This window comes from Microbacterium sp. T3-8 (assembly GCF_055398145.1).
The window spans coordinates 1,508,784-1,524,075 of sequence record NZ_AP027918.1; the positions used below are offsets into that span (position 1 = coordinate 1,508,784).

Consider the following 15,292-nt stretch of genomic DNA (forward strand, 5'->3'; position numbering starts at 1 on the left):
CGAGACAGACTACGGGCAGAAACCCCAAGGAGGTCCGCGTGAGTGCAGCGGCAGACCAGCAGGCCACGGCGAAGCTGACGATCGGTGACACGACCGCCGAGTTCCCCGTGCTGCAGGGCACGGCGGGCCACAACAGCATCGACTTCTCGACGCTGACCCGCCAGACCGGCTACACCGGGCTCGACTACGGGTTCGTCAACACGGCGTCGACGAAGTCCGACATCACCTTCATCGACGGCGACAAGGGCATCCTGCGCTACCGCGGGTACCCGATCGAGCAGCTCGCCGGTCGCACCAGCTACCTCGAGGTCGCCTGGCTGCTCATCTACGGCGAGCTCCCCTCGGAGTCCGAGCTGGCCGAGTTCGACGAGAAGATCCGTCGCCACACGCTGCTGCACGAAGACCTCAAGCACTTCTTCTCGGCACTGCCGCACACGGCGCACCCGATGTCGGTGCTGTCCTCGGCCGTCGCCGCGCTCTCGACCTACTACGAGGGCCAGACCGACCCGCACAACCCCGAGCACGTCGAGATCAACACGATCCGCATGCTCGCGAAGCTCCCGGTGATCGCGGCCTACGCGCACAAGAAGAGCGTCGGTCAGGCCTTCCTCTACCCCGACAACTCGCTCGGCTTCGTCGAGAACTTCCTCAAGCTCAACTTCGGCGTCAACTCCGAGCCCTACGAGATCAACCCGGTCATGTCGAAGGCGCTCGAGCTCCTGCTGATCCTGCACGAGGACCACGAGCAGAACGCGTCGACCTCGACCGTGCGACTGGTCGGATCGACCGGGGCGAACCAGTTCGCGTCGGTATCCGCCGGCATCCAGGCCCTCTCAGGGCCGTTGCACGGCGGGGCCAACGAGGCCGTTCTCACGATGCTCGGCCAGATCCGCGACTCGGGTCAGAGCGTCTCGCGCTTCGTCGAGCGGGTGAAGAACAAGGAAGAGGGCGTGAAGCTGATGGGCTTCGGGCACCGGGTCTACAAGAACTACGACCCGCGCGCCAAGCTCGTCAAGGACGCCGCCGACGAGGTCCTCGCCTCCCTCGGCGTCACCGACCCGCTGCTCGACCTCGCGAAGGAGCTCGAGGAGATCGCTCTCGCCGACGACTACTTCCGCGAGCGTCGTCTGTATCCGAACGTCGATTTCTACACCGGTGTGATCTACAAGGCGATGGGGTTCCCCACGCGCATGTTCACGGTGCTGTTCGCCATCGGCCGGCTGCCCGGCTGGCTCGCGCAGTGGCGCGAGCTGCAGCTCGACCCGCAGACCAAGATCGGTCGCCCGCAGCAGCTGTACACCGGGTCTCCGGAGCGTTCGTACCCGAACCGCTGACACGACGCCGATGCCCGTCGTCAGCGCCGAGGCTTTCGTTCCGGTCGATCCGGCGACGGCGTTCGAGGTGTCGCAGACGACCGGCGCGGTTCGCCGGCGCTGGGGCGGGTTCATCAGTGAGCAGCATTTCCTCGACGGTGCGCAGAGCGCCGCGAAGGGCGTGCGCACCTTCACGCGCCAGCGGTTCGGTCTGTCGATGGTGAGCCGCTACGTGTCGTACGCTCCGCCGACGAACGTGGGGATGGTCATGGAGACCGGCCCCTGGTTCTTCGAGAAGCTGGGCGGTGGCTGGCGTTTCGTCGCCGCACCCGATGGGTCGGGCACGATCGCGACGTGGAAGTACAACTTCTCGTGCCGCCCGGCCTGGCTCGCGCCGGTGGCTGAACGCGTCGGCGCGGTGATCCTCGGTTTCGAGATCCGGCGGCGCCTCGCAGGGTTCGTCGCCGGATGCACGAACCCCGAGGTCATCCGTTCCGTGCGGAACGGGACCCCGGGGTCGTAGACGTGCGGATGCTGCGGGTCAGCGTCCCTGCGAACCGCGGCCGCCCTGGCGGGACTGTCCACCCTGACGACCCTGGCCGCCCTGGCGCGCGAAACCGCCGCCCTGGCTCTGGCCCTGACCGCCACCGGAGCGGGGGCGACGACGGCGTGCGGGCGGGTTCGCCGCGCCGCTGCGCTCGCCACCGGCGGGACGCTGCTTCGGAGCCTGACGCTGCGGAGCCTGCACCGGGGCGGGACGCACGTGCGGTGCGCGCTCCGGGACGAGCTCGGTCACGGCGCCGGCGGTGACGTCTTCGAGCGGGGCGACGATCGCGGCCTTGCGCAGCAGGTCCTTGACGTCGCGGCGCTGCTCGGGGAGCACGACCGTGACGACGGTACCGGCGGCACCGGCGCGGGCGGTGCGGCCCGAGCGGTGCAGGTACGCCTTGTGCTCCATGGGCGGGTCGACGTGCACGACCAGGTCGACGTTGTCGACGTGCACTCCGCGGGCTGCGACGTCGGTCGCGACCAGCACGCGCACGCCGCCGTCGGCGGGGTCCGACGAGAACGCGCCGAGGTTGCGCTCACGGGCGTTCTGCGAGAGGTTGCCGTGCAGGTCGACGGCGGGGATGCCCGCAGCGGTGAGCTGCTTGGCGAGCTTCTTCGCCTGGTGCTTGGTGCGGGTGAACAGGATGCGGCGACCGGTGCCGGACGCGAGGTCGCGCACGAGGGTCGTCTTGTTCTCGGTGGAATCGACGACGAGCACGCGGTGCGTCATCTCGCCCACGGGGACGCTCTCCTCGTCGACCTCGTGGCTGACGGGGTTCGAGAGGAAGCGGCGGGCGAGCGAATCGATGCCGCGGTCGAGCGTCGCGCTGAAGAGCAGACGCTGTCCGCCGGCCGGCGTCGCGGTGAGGATGCGCGTGACGCCGGGCAGGAAGCCGAGGTCGGCCATGTGGTCGGCCTCGTCGAGTACGGCGACCTCGACCGCGCTGAGCCGCACGATCTGCTGCTTCATGAGGTCTTCGAGGCGGCCGGGGCACGCGACGACGATGTCGACGCCGCCACGGAGCGCCTGCTCCTGCGGGCGCTGGCTGACACCGCCGAAGACGGTGGTCACGCGCAGGCCGGCGGCCTCGGCGAGGGGCGAGATCGTCGCGGCGATCTGCGTCGCGAGCTCACGGGTCGGGGCGAGCACCAGGCCGCGGGGGAGGCCCGCACGGCGCTGCTTGCCGGACGCGGCGAGGCGCGCGACGAGGGGGAGAGCGAAGGCGATGGTCTTGCCACTGCCGGTGCGACCGCGACCGAGCAGGTCGCGGCCGGCGAGCGAGTCGGGGAGGGTGTCGCGCTGGATCGCGAAGGCTTCGGTCTTGCCGGAATCGGCGAGAACGGCGGCGAGTTCGGCGGGAACGCCGAGTTCGAGGAAAGTAGGCATGGATGACTCCGTCCGTACGCGAGAAGACACGCACGATAGTGGGCTGAGGTGGGCGACGGCGCTCGCAGGGGGCGTGCGCATCGGTTCGCCGTGCGAAAGGCCAGCAGAGCGCTGGTGATGGGAGCCGGGTGACTCGCTTCGGTCCTCAGAGACCCCGTGACGACGACGACGTTGGCGAGCTCGTGCTCGGGCAACAGCCACAGTCTATCAGCGCCCGCTCCGAGGCGGCCGCAGGTGCGGATGACCGCGCGTCAGGCGTGCAGCGCCTCGTTGAGCGTGACACCGACGCCCGCGCGACGCACGGCCTCGACCGCGCCGCTGATCGAGTTGCGGCGGAACAGCAGTCCGTTCTGCCCCGACAGCTCGGCGCCCTTCACGCTGGTGCGGGTGCCCTCGGCCGTCACGGGGCCGTCGACGAGCACGATCTTGGTGCCGGCGGTGACGTAGAGGCCCGCCTCGACCACGCAGTCGTCGCCCAGCGAGATGCCGATACCGGCGTTCGCGCCCAGGAGCGTGCGCGACCCGATCGAGACGCGGTGCGAGCCCCCGCCCGAGAGGGTCCCCATGATCGATGCGCCGCCACCGATGTCGCTGCCGTCGCCCACGACGACGCCCTGCGAGATGCGGCCCTCGACCATCGAGGCCCCGAGGGTGCCCGCGTTGAAGTTGACGAATCCCTCGTGCATCACGGTGGTCCCCGGCGCGAGGTGGGCGCCGAGGCGCACGCGCGAGGCGTCGGCGATGCGCACGCCCTGCGGCTGCAGGTAGTCGGTCAGGCGGGGGAACTTGTCGAGCCCCTGCACCTGGATTCCCGCACGCTGGAGCTGCGGACGCAGGCGGGCGGCATCGGCGGGGAGCACGGGGCCGGCGTTCGTCCAGGCGACGTTCGGGAGGTGACCGAAGATCCCGTCGAGGTTCAGCTCGTTCGGGCGCACGAGCAGGTGCGAGAGCGCGTGCAGACGCAGATAGGCGTCGGCGGTCGAGGCCGGAGCGGCATCGAGGTCGATCTCGAGCCGCACGGGCTCGACGGTGACGTTGCGCCGTGCGTCGGGACCCGTGAGTCCGTCGAGATCTGCCGCGGCATCCGAGGGCAGGGCGCCGGTGCCGAGGGTGGCGTACCAGGCGTCGAGAACCGTGCCGTCGCCGGCGATGGTCGAGAGTCCGATTCCCCACACGGTGCGCGCATCAGTCATGCCTCCACGGTACCGGCTCCCGCGATCACGCCCGGCCCATGTGATCGGCGTCCGATGACCGCGCGCCGAGGTCATAGGCTGGGGGCATGGTGCTCGATCTGACCGCATCCTCTCTCGACCTCACGCGCGCGATCTGCGACATCGCGAGCGTCTCCGGAGACGAGAAGACCCTGGCCGACGCGATCGAACAGGCGCTCGCGCCGCTCGACCACCTCGAGGTGATCCGGCACGGCAACACGATCGTCGCCCGTACCGACCTCGGTCGCGCCCAGCGGGTGGCCATCGCCGGTCACATCGACACCGTCCCCATCAACGACAACCTGCCCACGCGCCTGATCGACGTCGACGGCGAGGCGTACCTGTGGGGCCGCGGCACGGTCGACATGAAAGCGGGCACGGCGGTGCAGCTGAAGCTCGCCGCCGAGCTGACCGATCCCGTCGTCGACATCACGTGGATGTGGTACGACAACGAGGAGGTCGAGGCGTCGAAGAACGGACTCGGTCTGCTCGCCGCCGTGCGTCCCGATCTCTTCGTCGCCGACTTCGCGATCCTCGGAGAGCCGTCCGACGGCGAGGTCGAGGGCGGATGCAACGGCACCATGCGCGCGATCGTGCGCACGAGCGGTGTCCGCGCGCACAGCGCACGCGCCTGGATCGGCGAGAACGCCATCCACCGCGCGGCCCCCATCCTCGCCCGCCTGGGCGAGTACCGGGCGCGCGAGGTGCTGGTCGAGGGTCTTCTGTACCGCGAGAGCCTCAGCGCCGTGCGCATCAGCGGCGGTGTCGCGGGCAACGTCATCCCCGATGCCTGCGAGGTCGAGATCAACTACCGGTTCGCTCCGAGCAAGTCGGCGGCGGATGCCGAGGCTCACCTGCGCAGTGTGCTCGCGGGCTTCGACCTCGAGGTCACGGACTCGGCGGAGGGTGCACGTCCCGGCCTCGACGCACCGATCGCCCAGCAGTTCGTGGCCGCCGTCGGCGCGGAACCGCGCCCCAAGTACGGCTGGACCGATGTCGCCCGTTTCTCTGCGCTCGGCATCCCTGCGGTGAACTACGGGCCCGGCGATCCCCACCTCGCCCACCACGACGAGGAGCGCGTCCCCGTCGCGCAGATCGATGCCGTCGAGCGGGGACTGCGGGCGTGGCTCAGCTCGCACTGAGCGCCGCACGTCGGTGGGCGCAGATGCCGCTGCCGCTGCGCATCGCCGTCATCTACCTGATCGCCCGGCTCGTCACGACGGGCTTCCTCGTCTTCGCGGCATCCGCCTCGACGTCGCTGTCGCGCTTCGGAGCGGATGCCGGACTGGCCGACTTCGTGCTCGGCTGGGATGCGCAGTGGTACTGGCTGGTCGCGGAGAGCGGATACCCCTCGACGCTCGAGCTGACCGACGCGGGCACCGTCGTCGAGAACCAGTGGGCGTTCATGCCCGTCTTCGCCTACGCGGCGAAGGCGATCGGGTTCCTCTTCGGTTCCTGGGGAGTGGGGGCGTTCCTGCTCTCGTTCGTGGCCGGCTATCTCGCCTGCCTCGCTCTGCATCGGCTGCTGCGTGACCGGATCGGATCGTCCGCGGCGCTGTGGGCGGTGGTGTTCTTCGCCGCGGGGCCGCTCGCGGCGATGTTCCAGGTGGGATACGCCGAAACGCTGTTCCTGCTCCTGCTCTTCCTGGCACTGGACGCGGTGATCCGCCGCCGGTACGCCTGGCTGTACCTCCTGCTCCCGATCATGGCGTTCACCCGCCCGGGCATCCTGGCGTTCGCGCTGCTGCTCGGCCTCCACGGCATCGCCCGCTGGATGAACCGTCGCCGCGAACCGCTGACCGCCGTCGAGATCGTGCACATCGTCGCGACGGCGGCGCTGGCGACCGTCGCCGGTTTCTCGTGGCAGGTGATCGCCGGTCTCGTCACGGGCGACATGGGCGCGTACCTCGCCACCGAGCTGGCGTGGCGTCAGCACTGGATCAGCGGGGGAGTGGCCGGGTTCGTACCCTTCGAGGGCTGGATCCAGGCGTCGCAGTTCTGGTTCGCGCAGTGGGGGATCCCCGCGTGGTGCGGCCCGATCGGACTCGTGGTCATCGTCGTCGCCACCGGACTCGCGCTCCTGCGCTCGCCGCAGGTTCGAGCGCTCGGTCTCGACCTCCGGCTCTGGAGCGCGAGCTACCTGCTGTACCTGCTGGCGGTGTTCTTCCCGCAGTCGAGCACCTTCCGGCTGCTCCTGCCGATCAGTCCGCTCTGGGGAGCGGTGGCGGTGCCGCGCTCGCGGCTCTGGCGGCTGAGCGTTCTGGCGCTGTGCCTCGTGGGTCAGGGCGTGTGGATCTCCTTCGTCTACGCGCTCGGGAACACCTTCTGGCAGGTGCCGTGAACATGAAGAATCGATGCATTTCTTCACAGGTGACGCTCAGGTCGCGACGACACCGATAAACTCTTCCCATACCACCGAGGAAAGGAAGCCGCGATGGCAGCGATGAAGCCGAGGACCGGGGACGGCCCCATGGAGGCCGTGAAAGAAGGACGACTCATCATCGTGCGCGTTCCGCTCGAAGGAGGAGGCCGTCTGGTCGTCTCCGTGAACGACGCCGAGGCCAAGGAGCTTCACGACGTGCTGGCAGCCGTCGTGGCGCCGGCCTGAGTCACCCCGATCCGTCTCACGGATCAACCGAAGGAGGCGGCGGATCATCGGATCCGCCGCCTCCTTCGTCTGTCGTGGGAGCGTCAGTCGCGCTCGGCGACGCTGATCAACTGCAGCAGGCCCTCGCCCGCGGGAGACACGGTCGCGAGCACGGCCGACGACTCCTGGGTCTCCTGGATCAGGGAGCGGTAGCCCGCCGTAATCTCATCGCGCTGCACGGGGTCGGCCACGCGGCCACCCGCGAGCACGCGGGGGACGAGCACGATACCGCCGCGGCGGACGAGGCGCAGTCCGTGCTCGACGTAGTCGATGACGTTCTCGGGATCGGCGTCGACGAGCACGATGTCGTAGGCGTCCTCGTTCATGCGGGGGAGCACATCGGCGGCGCGGCCCGTGATGAAGCGGGCGCGGGTGGCCGGAACCTTCGCGTCGGAGAACGACTGGCGGGCCGCGGCGAGGTGCTCGGGCTCGTTGTCGATCGAGGTGAGCACGGCCTGCGGCGCGCCGCGCAGCAGCCAGAGTCCGGATACTCCGGCGCCGGTGCCGATCTCGACGATCGAACGGGCGGCGGTCGCGGCGGCGAGCACGGCGATCTGCGAGCCGACGGCGATGCTGATCGGCGCCGCTCCGAGCTCGACGCCGTGCGCCCGAGCGCGCGCGATCGCATCCGGTTCCGTGAGGGACTCTCGGATGAAACGTGCGTTCGCGTCGTGTTCGCTCATGACCTGATCCTCCCGTCCACGCTGTGACTCCTCCCAGCGTATTGGCTCGGTGCGCACGCGGAGCGCAGGCGCGGCGGTAGCCTGGACAGATGCAGTTCGGGTTGACCTTCGAGAAGCTTCTGCTGATCGGTCTCATCGCGGTGCTCATCGTGGGCCCCGAACGCCTTCCGCGCATGGCCGAGGGCTTCGCCAAGGTCGTGCGCCGCGCCGGGGAGTACCTCCGCGACACGCGCACCCGCGTGCGCGACGAGATGGGCCCCGAGCTCGACGACGTCGACTGGCGCAAGCTCGACCCCCGCCAGTACGACCCCCGTCGCATCATCCGGGACGCCCTCCTCGAGGAGCCGACCCCTCCGACGCATCCGATGGCGGCGGCAGCCGCCATCGCGGAGCCCGAGCCGCGCACCCCGCCGCAGAGGTTCACTCCCGGCGAGCTGCCGCCCTTCGATCTCGAAGCCACCTGATCGCATCGGCGATCGACGGCGGTCGCGACCTCAGCCGAGCGACATCGGCAGCGGTCGACCGGCGAGCCCGCGCCCGCGCCCGGCCAGGGAACGGGCGAGGGCGCGGATGGCCGTGGCCGCGGCATCCGTCTCGGCATCCAGCACGACCGGAGCACCCGCATCCCCGCCGGCGCGCAGCGCGGGACTCAGGGGGATCGAGGCCAGCAGGGGGACGCCGGCTCCGTCGGACGACAGCGCCTCCGCGACCGCGGCTCCACCGCCCGCACCGAACAGATCGACCACGGTCCCGTCGGGAAGGGTGAGCCCCGCCATGTTCTCGACCACCCCGATCACGCGCTGACCGGTCTGGCGGGCGACGAGTCCGCTGCGGATGGCGACCTCGGCGGCGGCCGCCTGCGGGGTCGTCACCACGAGCACCTCGGCGTGCGGCAGCAGCTGTCCGATCGAGATGGCGATGTCGCCGGTGCCCGGCGGCATGTCGATCAGCAGGATGTCGAGATCGCCGAAATGCACGTCGGTGAGGAACTGCGACACGGTGCGGTGGAGCATCGGCCCTCGCCAGGCGACCACGCCCTCGCCTTCGCGCAGGAACATCCCGATCGATATGGTCTTCACCCCGTGAGCGACCGGCGGCAGCATGAGGTCGTCGATGCGCGTCGGCTGCGTGCCGGCGGGGATGCCCAGCAACCCGGGGATGGAGAAGCCGTGCACATCCGCGTCGACGAGGCCGACCGCGAGGCCGAGGTCGGCGAGGGCGACGGCGAGATTCGCGGTGACGGTCGACTTGCCGACGCCGCCCTTGCCGCTGGAGACGAGGATCACGCGGGTCAGCGAGTCCGGGCCGAAGGGCATCTGGCGGGGTGCCCTGCCGTCGCGCAGCTTCTCGGTCAGGCGCTTGCGCTCCTCGGGCGTCATCACCCCGACCTCGACCTCGACGGCGTCGATGCCGGGAACGGAGGCCGCAGCACGGCGCACATCGGACTCGATCTTCGTCGCGGCCGGGCATCCGACGATCGTCAGGACGATCCCGACGGTGGCGCTGCCGCCCTCCACGACGATGTCGCGCACCATGTCGAGGTCGCCGATCGGACGTCGGAGTTCCGGATCGGATACCGCGGCGACCGCGCGTCGGACGTCATCGGCGGACGTCATGCGCGCGGACGACGCGGAGGCCGCGTCGCCACCGGCCCCGTGGTCGGCGCGGGGGAGGCCGCGGGGGCCTCGGGGTCCGCGTCGTGGTCACCGAGGTCGGCGAGCAGCGCCTTGAGCTCCTGTCGCAGCACGTCGCGCGTGACGACGTGCGAGTTGCGCTCCTCGAGCGCCATGCGCAGCGCGACGATCTCGCGGGCGAGGTACTCGGTGTCGGCGAGGTTCCGCTCGGCGCGCTGACGGTCCTGCTCGATCTGCACCCGGTCACGGTCGTCCTGCCGGTTCTGCGCGAGCAGGATCAGCGGCGCGGCGTAGGAGGCCTGCAACGAGAGCACGAGGGTCAGAGCGGTGAATCCGAGGGCGGCGTCGTCGAACCGCAGGCTCGTGGGCGACATCGTGTTCCACACGATCCACAGGATGCAGAACAGGCTGAGGATCAGCAGGAACGCCGGTGTGCCCATCGCGCGGGCGACCCACTCGGTGAACCGTCCGAAGCGGTCGCGCGAGGTCGGACGCTGACGGGTCGTGCCGCGCCCGAGCGGGGCGTCGAGGCGGGGGGAGCGGGCCATCAGCGCACCTCCGTGGTCGTGTCGTCCGACACCTCATCGACATCGTGCGTGCGCCAGTCGTCGGGCAGCAGGTAGTCGAGCACATCGTCGACGCTGATCGCACCGACGAGCCGGTGCGCGGCATCGACGACGGGGAGCGAGACGAGGTCGTAGCTGGCCAGCAGACGGGCGACCTCGGCCGCGGAGGCCGTGGCGGACACCGGTTCGAGACTGTCGTCGACGATCGCGCCGAGGCGCTCGTGCGGCGGGTAGCGCAGCATCCGTTGGAAGTGCACGACGCCGAGGAGGCGGCCCGTCGGCGTCTCGAACGGGGGAAGGGTGACGAAGACCGCGGCCGCGAGGGCGGGGTGCAGCTCGTGGCGGCGGATCAGCGCGAGCGCCTCGGCGACCGTCGCGTCGGCCGAGAGCACGATCGGCTCGGGCGTCATGAGCCCGCCGGCGGTGTCGGGGCCGTAGCGCAGCAGCATGCGCACGTCTTCGGCCTCCTCCGGCTCCATGAGCTCGAGGAGGTGCTCCAGGCGGTTCGGCGGGAGCTGGGCGAGCAGGTCGGCCGCGTCGTCCGGTTCCATCTGGTCGAGGATGTCGGCGGCGCGCTCGTCGCCGAGGCGGTCGAGGATGTGCACCTGCTCGTCCTCGGGCATCTCCTCCATGGCGTCGGCGAGGCGGTCGTCGGACAGCTCCTCGGCGACCTCGATCATGCGCTGCTGCGGCAGATCGAGGAGCGTGTTGGCGAGGTCGGCCGCGTGCAGCTCGGAGTACGACGCCACGAGCTGTTCGGCGGACTGCGACTCACCGGGCGCGCGCTCCTCGGTGACCTCGCTCCAGGCGGCGAAGGTCGTCGAGCCCTTCGCGAACGGCGAGGCACTGGTCTTCGGCTTCCGGAGGAACAGCTGGCTGACGGCCCACTCGCCGAGTCGATTCGGCTCGATGGCGACGTCTTCGATCACGGCCGTGCCGCTGCCGTCGGCGAAGCTGACGCGGCGCCCCAGCATCTCGGCGAGGACGCGCACCTCGCCGGCGCGCGGCGAGAAGCGGCGCACGTTGATGAGCCCGGTGCTGATGACCTGACCGGAGCGGATCGAGGTGACCCGACCGATCGACAGGAAGACGTGGCGACGGCCCGGGATCTCGACGACGAGGCCGATCACGCGGGGGGCCGCGGTACTTCGGTACACGATGACGACGTCTCGGACCTTGCCGAGCCGGTCGCCCACGGGGTCGAAGACGGCGCAACCGGCCAGGCGCGCGGCGAATACCCGTTGTGTGCTCACCCACCCAGCGTAGTCCGCGCGGCCCCGGGGCGTCCCCCGGATCGACGCTCCGAGGACGCGCGCATCGAGGCGTGGGACAATGGGCGGATGAGCATGCTCAACCGTCCCGTGAACAGCACCGACACCGGCGAGATGGTGGCGTCCACCCGTGACTACGCCACCGCGCAGAAGACCGTGTCGACGCTGATCGCCGCCGAGATCCCCGCCCGTGACATCGCGATCGTGGGCCAGGGCGTCCGCACGGTCGAGCGCATCACCGGTCGCCTCGGCTACGCGACGGCCGCGCGTTCCGGCGCGGTGAACGGCGTGCTCATCGGTCTCTTCCTCTCGGCGATCCTCGTGATCGGCAACCCCGAGGTCCCGATCCAGCTGTTCCTGGGCTTCGTGCTCATCGGCGTGGCGATCGGCATGATCCTCAGCCTCGTGACCTTCGCGATCGTCCGCCGACGTCGCGACTTCGCGAGTGTGACGCAGCTGGCGGCCGACCACTACGAGGTCACGGTGCTGCCGGCGTCGCTGGCGAAGGCTCGTCAGGCGCTGGGGACCGCCCGCCAGGCGCCCGTGCGCCCGCCCGTCGATCTCGACGAGCCCCCGCGCTACGGCGAGCGGATCACGCCGGGGAGCCAGGGCCAGGCGCCCGTGCCCTCCGGCGAACCGGTGATCCCGCCGCGGCCCGCCGCACCGGTCGCTCCCGGAGCGGACGCGCCGACCGCGCCCGAGGCCGACGACACGGAGCAGGGTAAGCCCGCGAAGCCGGGCGAGGGCGACGCTCCCGCTGCAGGTACGCCCGAGCCCGCCTGATGCTCGCATCCGGACGCTCGTCGTTCGAGGTCGCCCTGCCCGCAGGTGGAACGCAGGTCTCGGTCGAGCGCACCCCGGGCGAGGGGCGTACGACGATCCTGATCGCGCACGGTGCGGGCGCCGGAATGGACCACCCGTTCCTCACCGGGCTCGCCGCGGCGTTGACGGAGGCCGGGTTCTCGACCGCTCGGTTCAACTTCCCCTACGTGGAGCAGGGGCGACGGATGCCGGGCCCCGCCGCGCACGCGATCGCGACGTGGCGCGCCGCCGTCGCCGCGGAGCGGGAGCTCGACCCGACGGCGCGGATCATCGCGGCCGGCAAGTCGTACGGCGGCCGGATGGCCTCGATGGCCGTGGCCGAGGGACTCGACGTCGACGCTCTCGTCTATCTCGGCTATCCGTTGCACTCGCCGGGCGCCCCCGAGAAGCTGCGCGCCGAGCATCTGCCGGCGATCGCCGTGCCCCAGCTGTTCATCGAGGGCTCGAACGACCCGTTCATCCAGCCGCTCACGCAGTTCGAGGAGGTCTTCGAGACCTGCCGGGATGCGCGCGTCGCCTGGATCGACGGCGGAGGTCACAGCTTCGAGGTGAAGGGGCGCAAGCGTCCGGCATCCGATATCGGTGCCGGGCTCGCGCCCCTCCTCGTGGACTTCGCCGCCCGGATCTGACTCCCGAGGGATCAGCTCTGGACGCGGGCGATCCAGGCCTCGATCTCGTCGGCCGTGCGGGGGATGCCGGCCGAGAGGTTGACGGGACCGTCCTCGGTCATGAGGATGTCGTCCTCGATGCGCACGCCGATCCCGCGGAGTTCGGCGGGGACGGTGAGATCGTCGATCTGGAAGTACAGGCCGGGCTCGATCGTGAACACCATGCCCGGGGCGACGATGCCGTCGTAGTACATCTCGCGGCGAGCCTGGGCGCAGTCGTGCACGTCGATGCCGAGGTGGTGCGAGGTGCCGTGCACCATGTAGCGGCGGTGCTGGCCGCCGGCGTCGGCGTCGAGGGCCTCCTCGGCCGTGACGGGGAGCAGACCCCACTCCGCGACGCGAGCGGCGATCACGGTCATGGCCGCAGCGTGGATGTCGCGGAAGCGCACCCCGACCTTCGCGGCGGCGAAGGCGACGTCGGCCGCTTCGCGCACGGCTTCGTAGACACGGCGCTGCACATCGGTGAACGTGCCGGAGACGGGCAGCGTGCGGGTGATGTCGGCGGTGTAGAGGCTGTCGGCCTCGACACCGGCGTCGACGAGGATCAGATCGCCGGGCACCACGGCGCCGTCGTTGCGGGTCCAGTGCAGGTAGCAGGCGTGGGGCCCGGAGGCGGCGATGGTGTCGTATCCCTCTCCGTTGCCGTCCTCGCGTGCCCGGCGGTGGAACACGCCCTCGACGACGCGCTCGCCGCGCGCGTGCGCCACGGCGGAGGGGAGCTCGCGGATGATGTCGTCGAAGCCCGCGGCGGTGATCTCGACCGCACGTCGCATCTCGGCGATCTCGAAGTCGTCCTTGATGAGGCGCAGCTCGGAGACCGTACGGGTCAGCGTCTCGTCCTCATCGAGCACCAGCTCTCCCTCGGCCGGCGCGAACTCGGCCAGGTGCGCGGTGGTGAGGGCGAGGTCGGCGGCGACACCGGCCAGCGAGGGGCGTGGTCCGATCCAGAACTCTCCGACGGTGGCGTCGGCGTAGAACTCGGTCGTGGTGCGGTCGGCACGCTCGCGGAAGTACAGGGTCACGTCGTGACCGTCGTCGGTCGGGTCGAAGACGAGCACCGAGTCGGGCTCGGTGTCGGATGCCCAGCCGGTGAGGTGCGCGAAGGCGGAGTGCGCACGGAACACGTAGTCGGTGTCGTTGCTGCGCTGCTTGAGGGAGCCCGCCGGGATGACGAGGCGCTTACCGGGGAACGCGGCCGAGAGCGCGGCGCGGCGCACGGCGGCGTAGGGTGCCTGCTCGCGCGCGCCGGGAAGCGTCTCGGGACGCTCGGCCCACCCGGTCGAGATGGTGTCGAGGAAGCCCTGCGGGAACGGCTGCTTGCGATTCGTGTTGCTGTTCTCGACGTCGGGTTCGGCGATCGTGTCGCGTTCTGCTGCGGTGCTCATCCCTCAAGTCTCTCACTCGGGGATGCACGCCGCCTCTCAGCCGGCGGGCTCGAGCTGCACCACGAGGGCACGGTGATCGCTGCCGCCGGCGTCGTCGAGCACGACCGAACCGGTGGGCGTCCAGTTCTGCGAGGCCATCACATGATCGATCGGCGCGCCCGCCAACGGGGGCAGCGAGCTGGGCCAGGTTCCGACGACTCCGTTCCCGGTGCGCGAAGCGACATCGCGGCAGTACCCGATGTCACCGCCCTCGACGCCGAGACCGGCCATGTGGTCGATCGTCGCGTTGAAGTCGCCCGCGAGGATGAAATCGCCCGCGGGGCACTGGTCGGCGATCCACTGGAGATCGGACTGCCACTGCTGCATCTCCTCCACGCGGGGGGCCACGGCGTGCACCGCCACGACCGTGGGCCCGCTCCCGTCGACCGGCATCAGCACGACGCTGGGCACCGAGCCGGTGTTGCTCGTGCCGTCCTGCGACGATTCGATGACCGAGTACTCCCCGAGGTCGGGGGAGACCAGGACGGTCGTCTGCCAGGACTGCGGGCCGTCGGGCACGTCGGGGCGGAACTGCACGTGGTGCACCCACATCGGATGCCCCTGCTCGCGCAGCATGAGCGCGATGCGCTCGCCCACGGCCTCGGTCGTCTCGGGGAGCGCGACGATATCGGCTCCCTGGTCGAGGATCTCCTGGGCGATCTGGTCGGCCGACACCGCCTCGCCGGCGGTGTTCCAGGTCAGAACACGGACGCTCGTCTCCGTCTTGTCGGGGAGGGCCGACGTGCCGAATCCGCGGGTCGCTCCGATGATTCCGGTCGCTCCGGCTCCGAGCAGCGCGACGATGAGGATCGAGGCGGCGAAGCCGCGCAGCGGGCGGGCGAGTAGCAGCAGCAGCGCCAGGAGCGCGATCACCACGAAGATGCCCAGCACCACACCGCGCGCCGCGACGACCTGCGCGAAGGGATAGGTCTGCTCCAGCCGGAAGAACTGCGGCCACACCACGACGGCCGTGGCGGCGGCGAACAGCACGGTGATCAGGATTCCGAGGAGGCGAAACATCCCCTCCAGCCTAGGAGCGCCGCCTGTGAAGTCCCTGCCGCGACAGGCGGGACTGCGCTCCCGTGCGCCCGCCCTCCGCACCGCTCGGTACGCTCGG

Annotated in this window: 16 protein-coding genes; 8 read left to right on the top strand and 8 right to left on the bottom strand. The window is 70.6% G+C overall.

All coding sequences use genetic code 11. From position 1 onward, the window contains the following. The first annotated feature begins 38 nt into the window (after positions 1-38). Together ACZ5Y9_RS07100 and ACZ5Y9_RS07105 are read left to right on the top strand one after the other, a co-directional pair. Positions 39-1,334: a citrate synthase gene (locus tag ACZ5Y9_RS07100; RefSeq protein ID WP_247622950.1), complete on the top strand. Its 1,296-nt coding sequence runs from the start codon at positions 39-41 to the stop codon at positions 1,332-1,334. 10 nt (positions 1,335-1,344) lie between these two features. Beyond that, a complete protein-coding gene (locus ACZ5Y9_RS07105) occupies positions 1,345-1,836 on the top strand; it encodes an SRPBCC family protein (protein WP_464472644.1) in 492 nt (163 codons plus the stop codon). 18 nt (positions 1,837-1,854) lie between these two features. On the opposite strand, the gene ACZ5Y9_RS07110 is transcribed toward ACZ5Y9_RS07105, so the two are convergent. Together ACZ5Y9_RS07110 and dapD are read right to left on the bottom strand one after the other, a co-directional pair. After that, positions 1,855-3,249: a DEAD/DEAH box helicase gene (locus ACZ5Y9_RS07110; RefSeq protein ID WP_464472645.1), complete on the bottom strand. Its 1,395-nt coding sequence runs from the start codon at positions 3,247-3,249 to the stop codon at positions 1,855-1,857. Between the two features lie 251 nt (positions 3,250-3,500). Continuing rightward, positions 3,501-4,442, bottom strand: a complete 942-nt coding sequence (gene dapD, locus ACZ5Y9_RS07115) for a 2,3,4,5-tetrahydropyridine-2,6-dicarboxylate N-succinyltransferase (protein ID WP_247632567.1) — start codon at positions 4,440-4,442, stop codon at positions 3,501-3,503. 86 nt (positions 4,443-4,528) lie between these two features. Between dapD and dapE the strand changes: the two genes are divergently transcribed. From dapE to ACZ5Y9_RS07130, 3 genes are all read left to right on the top strand, one after another. Then, positions 4,529-5,602 (top strand): succinyl-diaminopimelate desuccinylase, encoded by a 1,074-nt coding sequence (gene dapE / locus ACZ5Y9_RS07120; RefSeq protein ID WP_440746684.1) that lies wholly within the window; start codon positions 4,529-4,531, stop codon positions 5,600-5,602. Continuing rightward, on the top strand, positions 5,584-6,801 hold the full coding sequence (locus ACZ5Y9_RS07125; RefSeq protein ID WP_464472646.1) for a hypothetical protein: 1,218 nt from the start codon (positions 5,584-5,586) through the stop codon (positions 6,799-6,801). Before dapE ends, ACZ5Y9_RS07125 begins: the two co-directional genes overlap by 19 nt. Before the next feature lie 93 nt (positions 6,802-6,894). Next, entirely contained in the window at positions 6,895-7,068 is a 174-nt protein-coding gene (locus ACZ5Y9_RS07130; protein WP_017203323.1) for a DUF3117 domain-containing protein, read from the top strand. Positions 7,069-7,151: 83 nt separating this feature from the next. On the opposite strand, the gene ACZ5Y9_RS07135 is transcribed toward ACZ5Y9_RS07130, so the two are convergent. Next, the gene (locus tag ACZ5Y9_RS07135) at positions 7,152-7,790 is read right to left on the bottom strand and encodes an O-methyltransferase (protein WP_247622945.1); all 639 of its coding nucleotides are present in this window, start codon (positions 7,788-7,790) and stop codon (positions 7,152-7,154) included. Positions 7,791-7,879: 89 nt separating this feature from the next. On the opposite strand from ACZ5Y9_RS07135, the gene ACZ5Y9_RS07140 reads away from it, so the two are divergent. Next, positions 7,880-8,254 (top strand): Sec-independent protein translocase family protein, encoded by a 375-nt coding sequence (locus ACZ5Y9_RS07140; RefSeq protein WP_247622944.1) that lies wholly within the window; start codon positions 7,880-7,882, stop codon positions 8,252-8,254. Between the two features lie 30 nt (positions 8,255-8,284). Here the strand turns inward: ACZ5Y9_RS07140 and ACZ5Y9_RS07145 are convergent, their stop codons facing one another. Genes ACZ5Y9_RS07145 through ACZ5Y9_RS07155 form a run of 3 tightly spaced genes read right to left on the bottom strand, consistent with a single transcriptional unit; the run spans position 8,285 to position 11,243 of the window. Beyond that, a complete protein-coding gene (locus ACZ5Y9_RS07145) occupies positions 8,285-9,406 on the bottom strand; it encodes an Mrp/NBP35 family ATP-binding protein (RefSeq protein ID WP_464472647.1) in 1,122 nt (373 codons plus the stop codon). Beyond that, on the bottom strand, positions 9,403-9,972 hold the full coding sequence (locus ACZ5Y9_RS07150) for a DUF1003 domain-containing protein (protein ID WP_247622942.1): 570 nt from the start codon (positions 9,970-9,972) through the stop codon (positions 9,403-9,405). The genes ACZ5Y9_RS07145 and ACZ5Y9_RS07150 overlap by 4 nt, the downstream gene beginning before the upstream one ends. Further along, complete coding sequence (locus ACZ5Y9_RS07155; protein WP_247622941.1) at positions 9,972-11,243, bottom strand: magnesium transporter MgtE N-terminal domain-containing protein; 1,272 nt, start codon at positions 11,241-11,243, stop codon at positions 9,972-9,974. The genes ACZ5Y9_RS07150 and ACZ5Y9_RS07155 overlap by 1 nt, the downstream gene beginning before the upstream one ends. An 87-nt stretch (positions 11,244-11,330) precedes the next feature. Between ACZ5Y9_RS07155 and ACZ5Y9_RS07160 the strand changes: the two genes are divergently transcribed. Beyond that, on the top strand, positions 11,331-12,044 hold the full coding sequence (locus ACZ5Y9_RS07160; RefSeq protein WP_464472648.1) for a YflT domain-containing protein: 714 nt from the start codon (positions 11,331-11,333) through the stop codon (positions 12,042-12,044). Further along, positions 12,044-12,712 (top strand): alpha/beta hydrolase family protein, encoded by a 669-nt coding sequence (locus ACZ5Y9_RS07165; RefSeq protein ID WP_247622939.1) that lies wholly within the window; start codon positions 12,044-12,046, stop codon positions 12,710-12,712. The genes ACZ5Y9_RS07160 and ACZ5Y9_RS07165 overlap by 1 nt, the downstream gene beginning before the upstream one ends. Before the next feature lie 11 nt (positions 12,713-12,723). Here ACZ5Y9_RS07165 and ACZ5Y9_RS07170 read toward each other — a convergent pair whose 3' ends face one another. Then, positions 12,724-14,136 carry an aminopeptidase P family protein gene (locus ACZ5Y9_RS07170; RefSeq protein WP_247622938.1) on the bottom strand — a complete coding sequence of 471 codons (1,413 nt, stop codon included), beginning with the start codon at positions 14,134-14,136 and terminating at the stop codon, positions 12,724-12,726. 36 nt (positions 14,137-14,172) lie between these two features. Further along, positions 14,173-15,195, bottom strand: coding sequence for an endonuclease/exonuclease/phosphatase family protein (locus ACZ5Y9_RS07175; protein ID WP_247622937.1), 1,023 nt, complete (start codon positions 15,193-15,195; stop codon positions 14,173-14,175). Between the last annotated feature and the right edge of the window lie 97 nt (positions 15,196-15,292).

Excerpts from the sequence above, each read along its gene's own strand:
- ACZ5Y9_RS07150 (WP_247622942.1), bottom strand. The coding sequence starts at position 9,972 with ATGGCCCGCTCCCCCCGCCTCGACGCCCCGCTCGGGCGCGGCACGACC.
- ACZ5Y9_RS07165 (WP_247622939.1), top strand. The coding sequence starts at position 12,044 with ATGCTCGCATCCGGACGCTCGTCGTTCGAGGTCGCCCTGCCCGCAGGT.
- ACZ5Y9_RS07175 (WP_247622937.1), bottom strand. The coding sequence starts at position 15,195 with ATGTTTCGCCTCCTCGGAATCCTGATCACCGTGCTGTTCGCCGCCGCC.
- ACZ5Y9_RS07130 (WP_017203323.1), top strand. The coding sequence starts at position 6,895 with ATGGCAGCGATGAAGCCGAGGACCGGGGACGGCCCCATGGAGGCCGTG.
- ACZ5Y9_RS07140 (WP_247622944.1), top strand. The coding sequence starts at position 7,880 with ATGCAGTTCGGGTTGACCTTCGAGAAGCTTCTGCTGATCGGTCTCATC.
- ACZ5Y9_RS07105 (WP_464472644.1), top strand. The coding sequence starts at position 1,345 with ATGCCCGTCGTCAGCGCCGAGGCTTTCGTTCCGGTCGATCCGGCGACG.
- ACZ5Y9_RS07160 (WP_464472648.1), top strand. The coding sequence starts at position 11,331 with ATGAGCATGCTCAACCGTCCCGTGAACAGCACCGACACCGGCGAGATG.
- dapD (WP_247632567.1), bottom strand. The coding sequence starts at position 4,442 with ATGACTGATGCGCGCACCGTGTGGGGAATCGGACTCTCGACCATCGCC.
- ACZ5Y9_RS07135 (WP_247622945.1), bottom strand. The coding sequence starts at position 7,790 with ATGAGCGAACACGACGCGAACGCACGTTTCATCCGAGAGTCCCTCACG.
- ACZ5Y9_RS07170 (WP_247622938.1), bottom strand. The coding sequence starts at position 14,136 with ATGAGCACCGCAGCAGAACGCGACACGATCGCCGAACCCGACGTCGAG.
- ACZ5Y9_RS07145 (WP_464472647.1), bottom strand. The coding sequence starts at position 9,406 with ATGACGTCCGCCGATGACGTCCGACGCGCGGTCGCCGCGGTATCCGAT.
- dapE (WP_440746684.1), top strand. The coding sequence starts at position 4,529 with ATGGTGCTCGATCTGACCGCATCCTCTCTCGACCTCACGCGCGCGATC.
- ACZ5Y9_RS07110 (WP_464472645.1), bottom strand. The coding sequence starts at position 3,249 with ATGCCTACTTTCCTCGAACTCGGCGTTCCCGCCGAACTCGCCGCCGTT.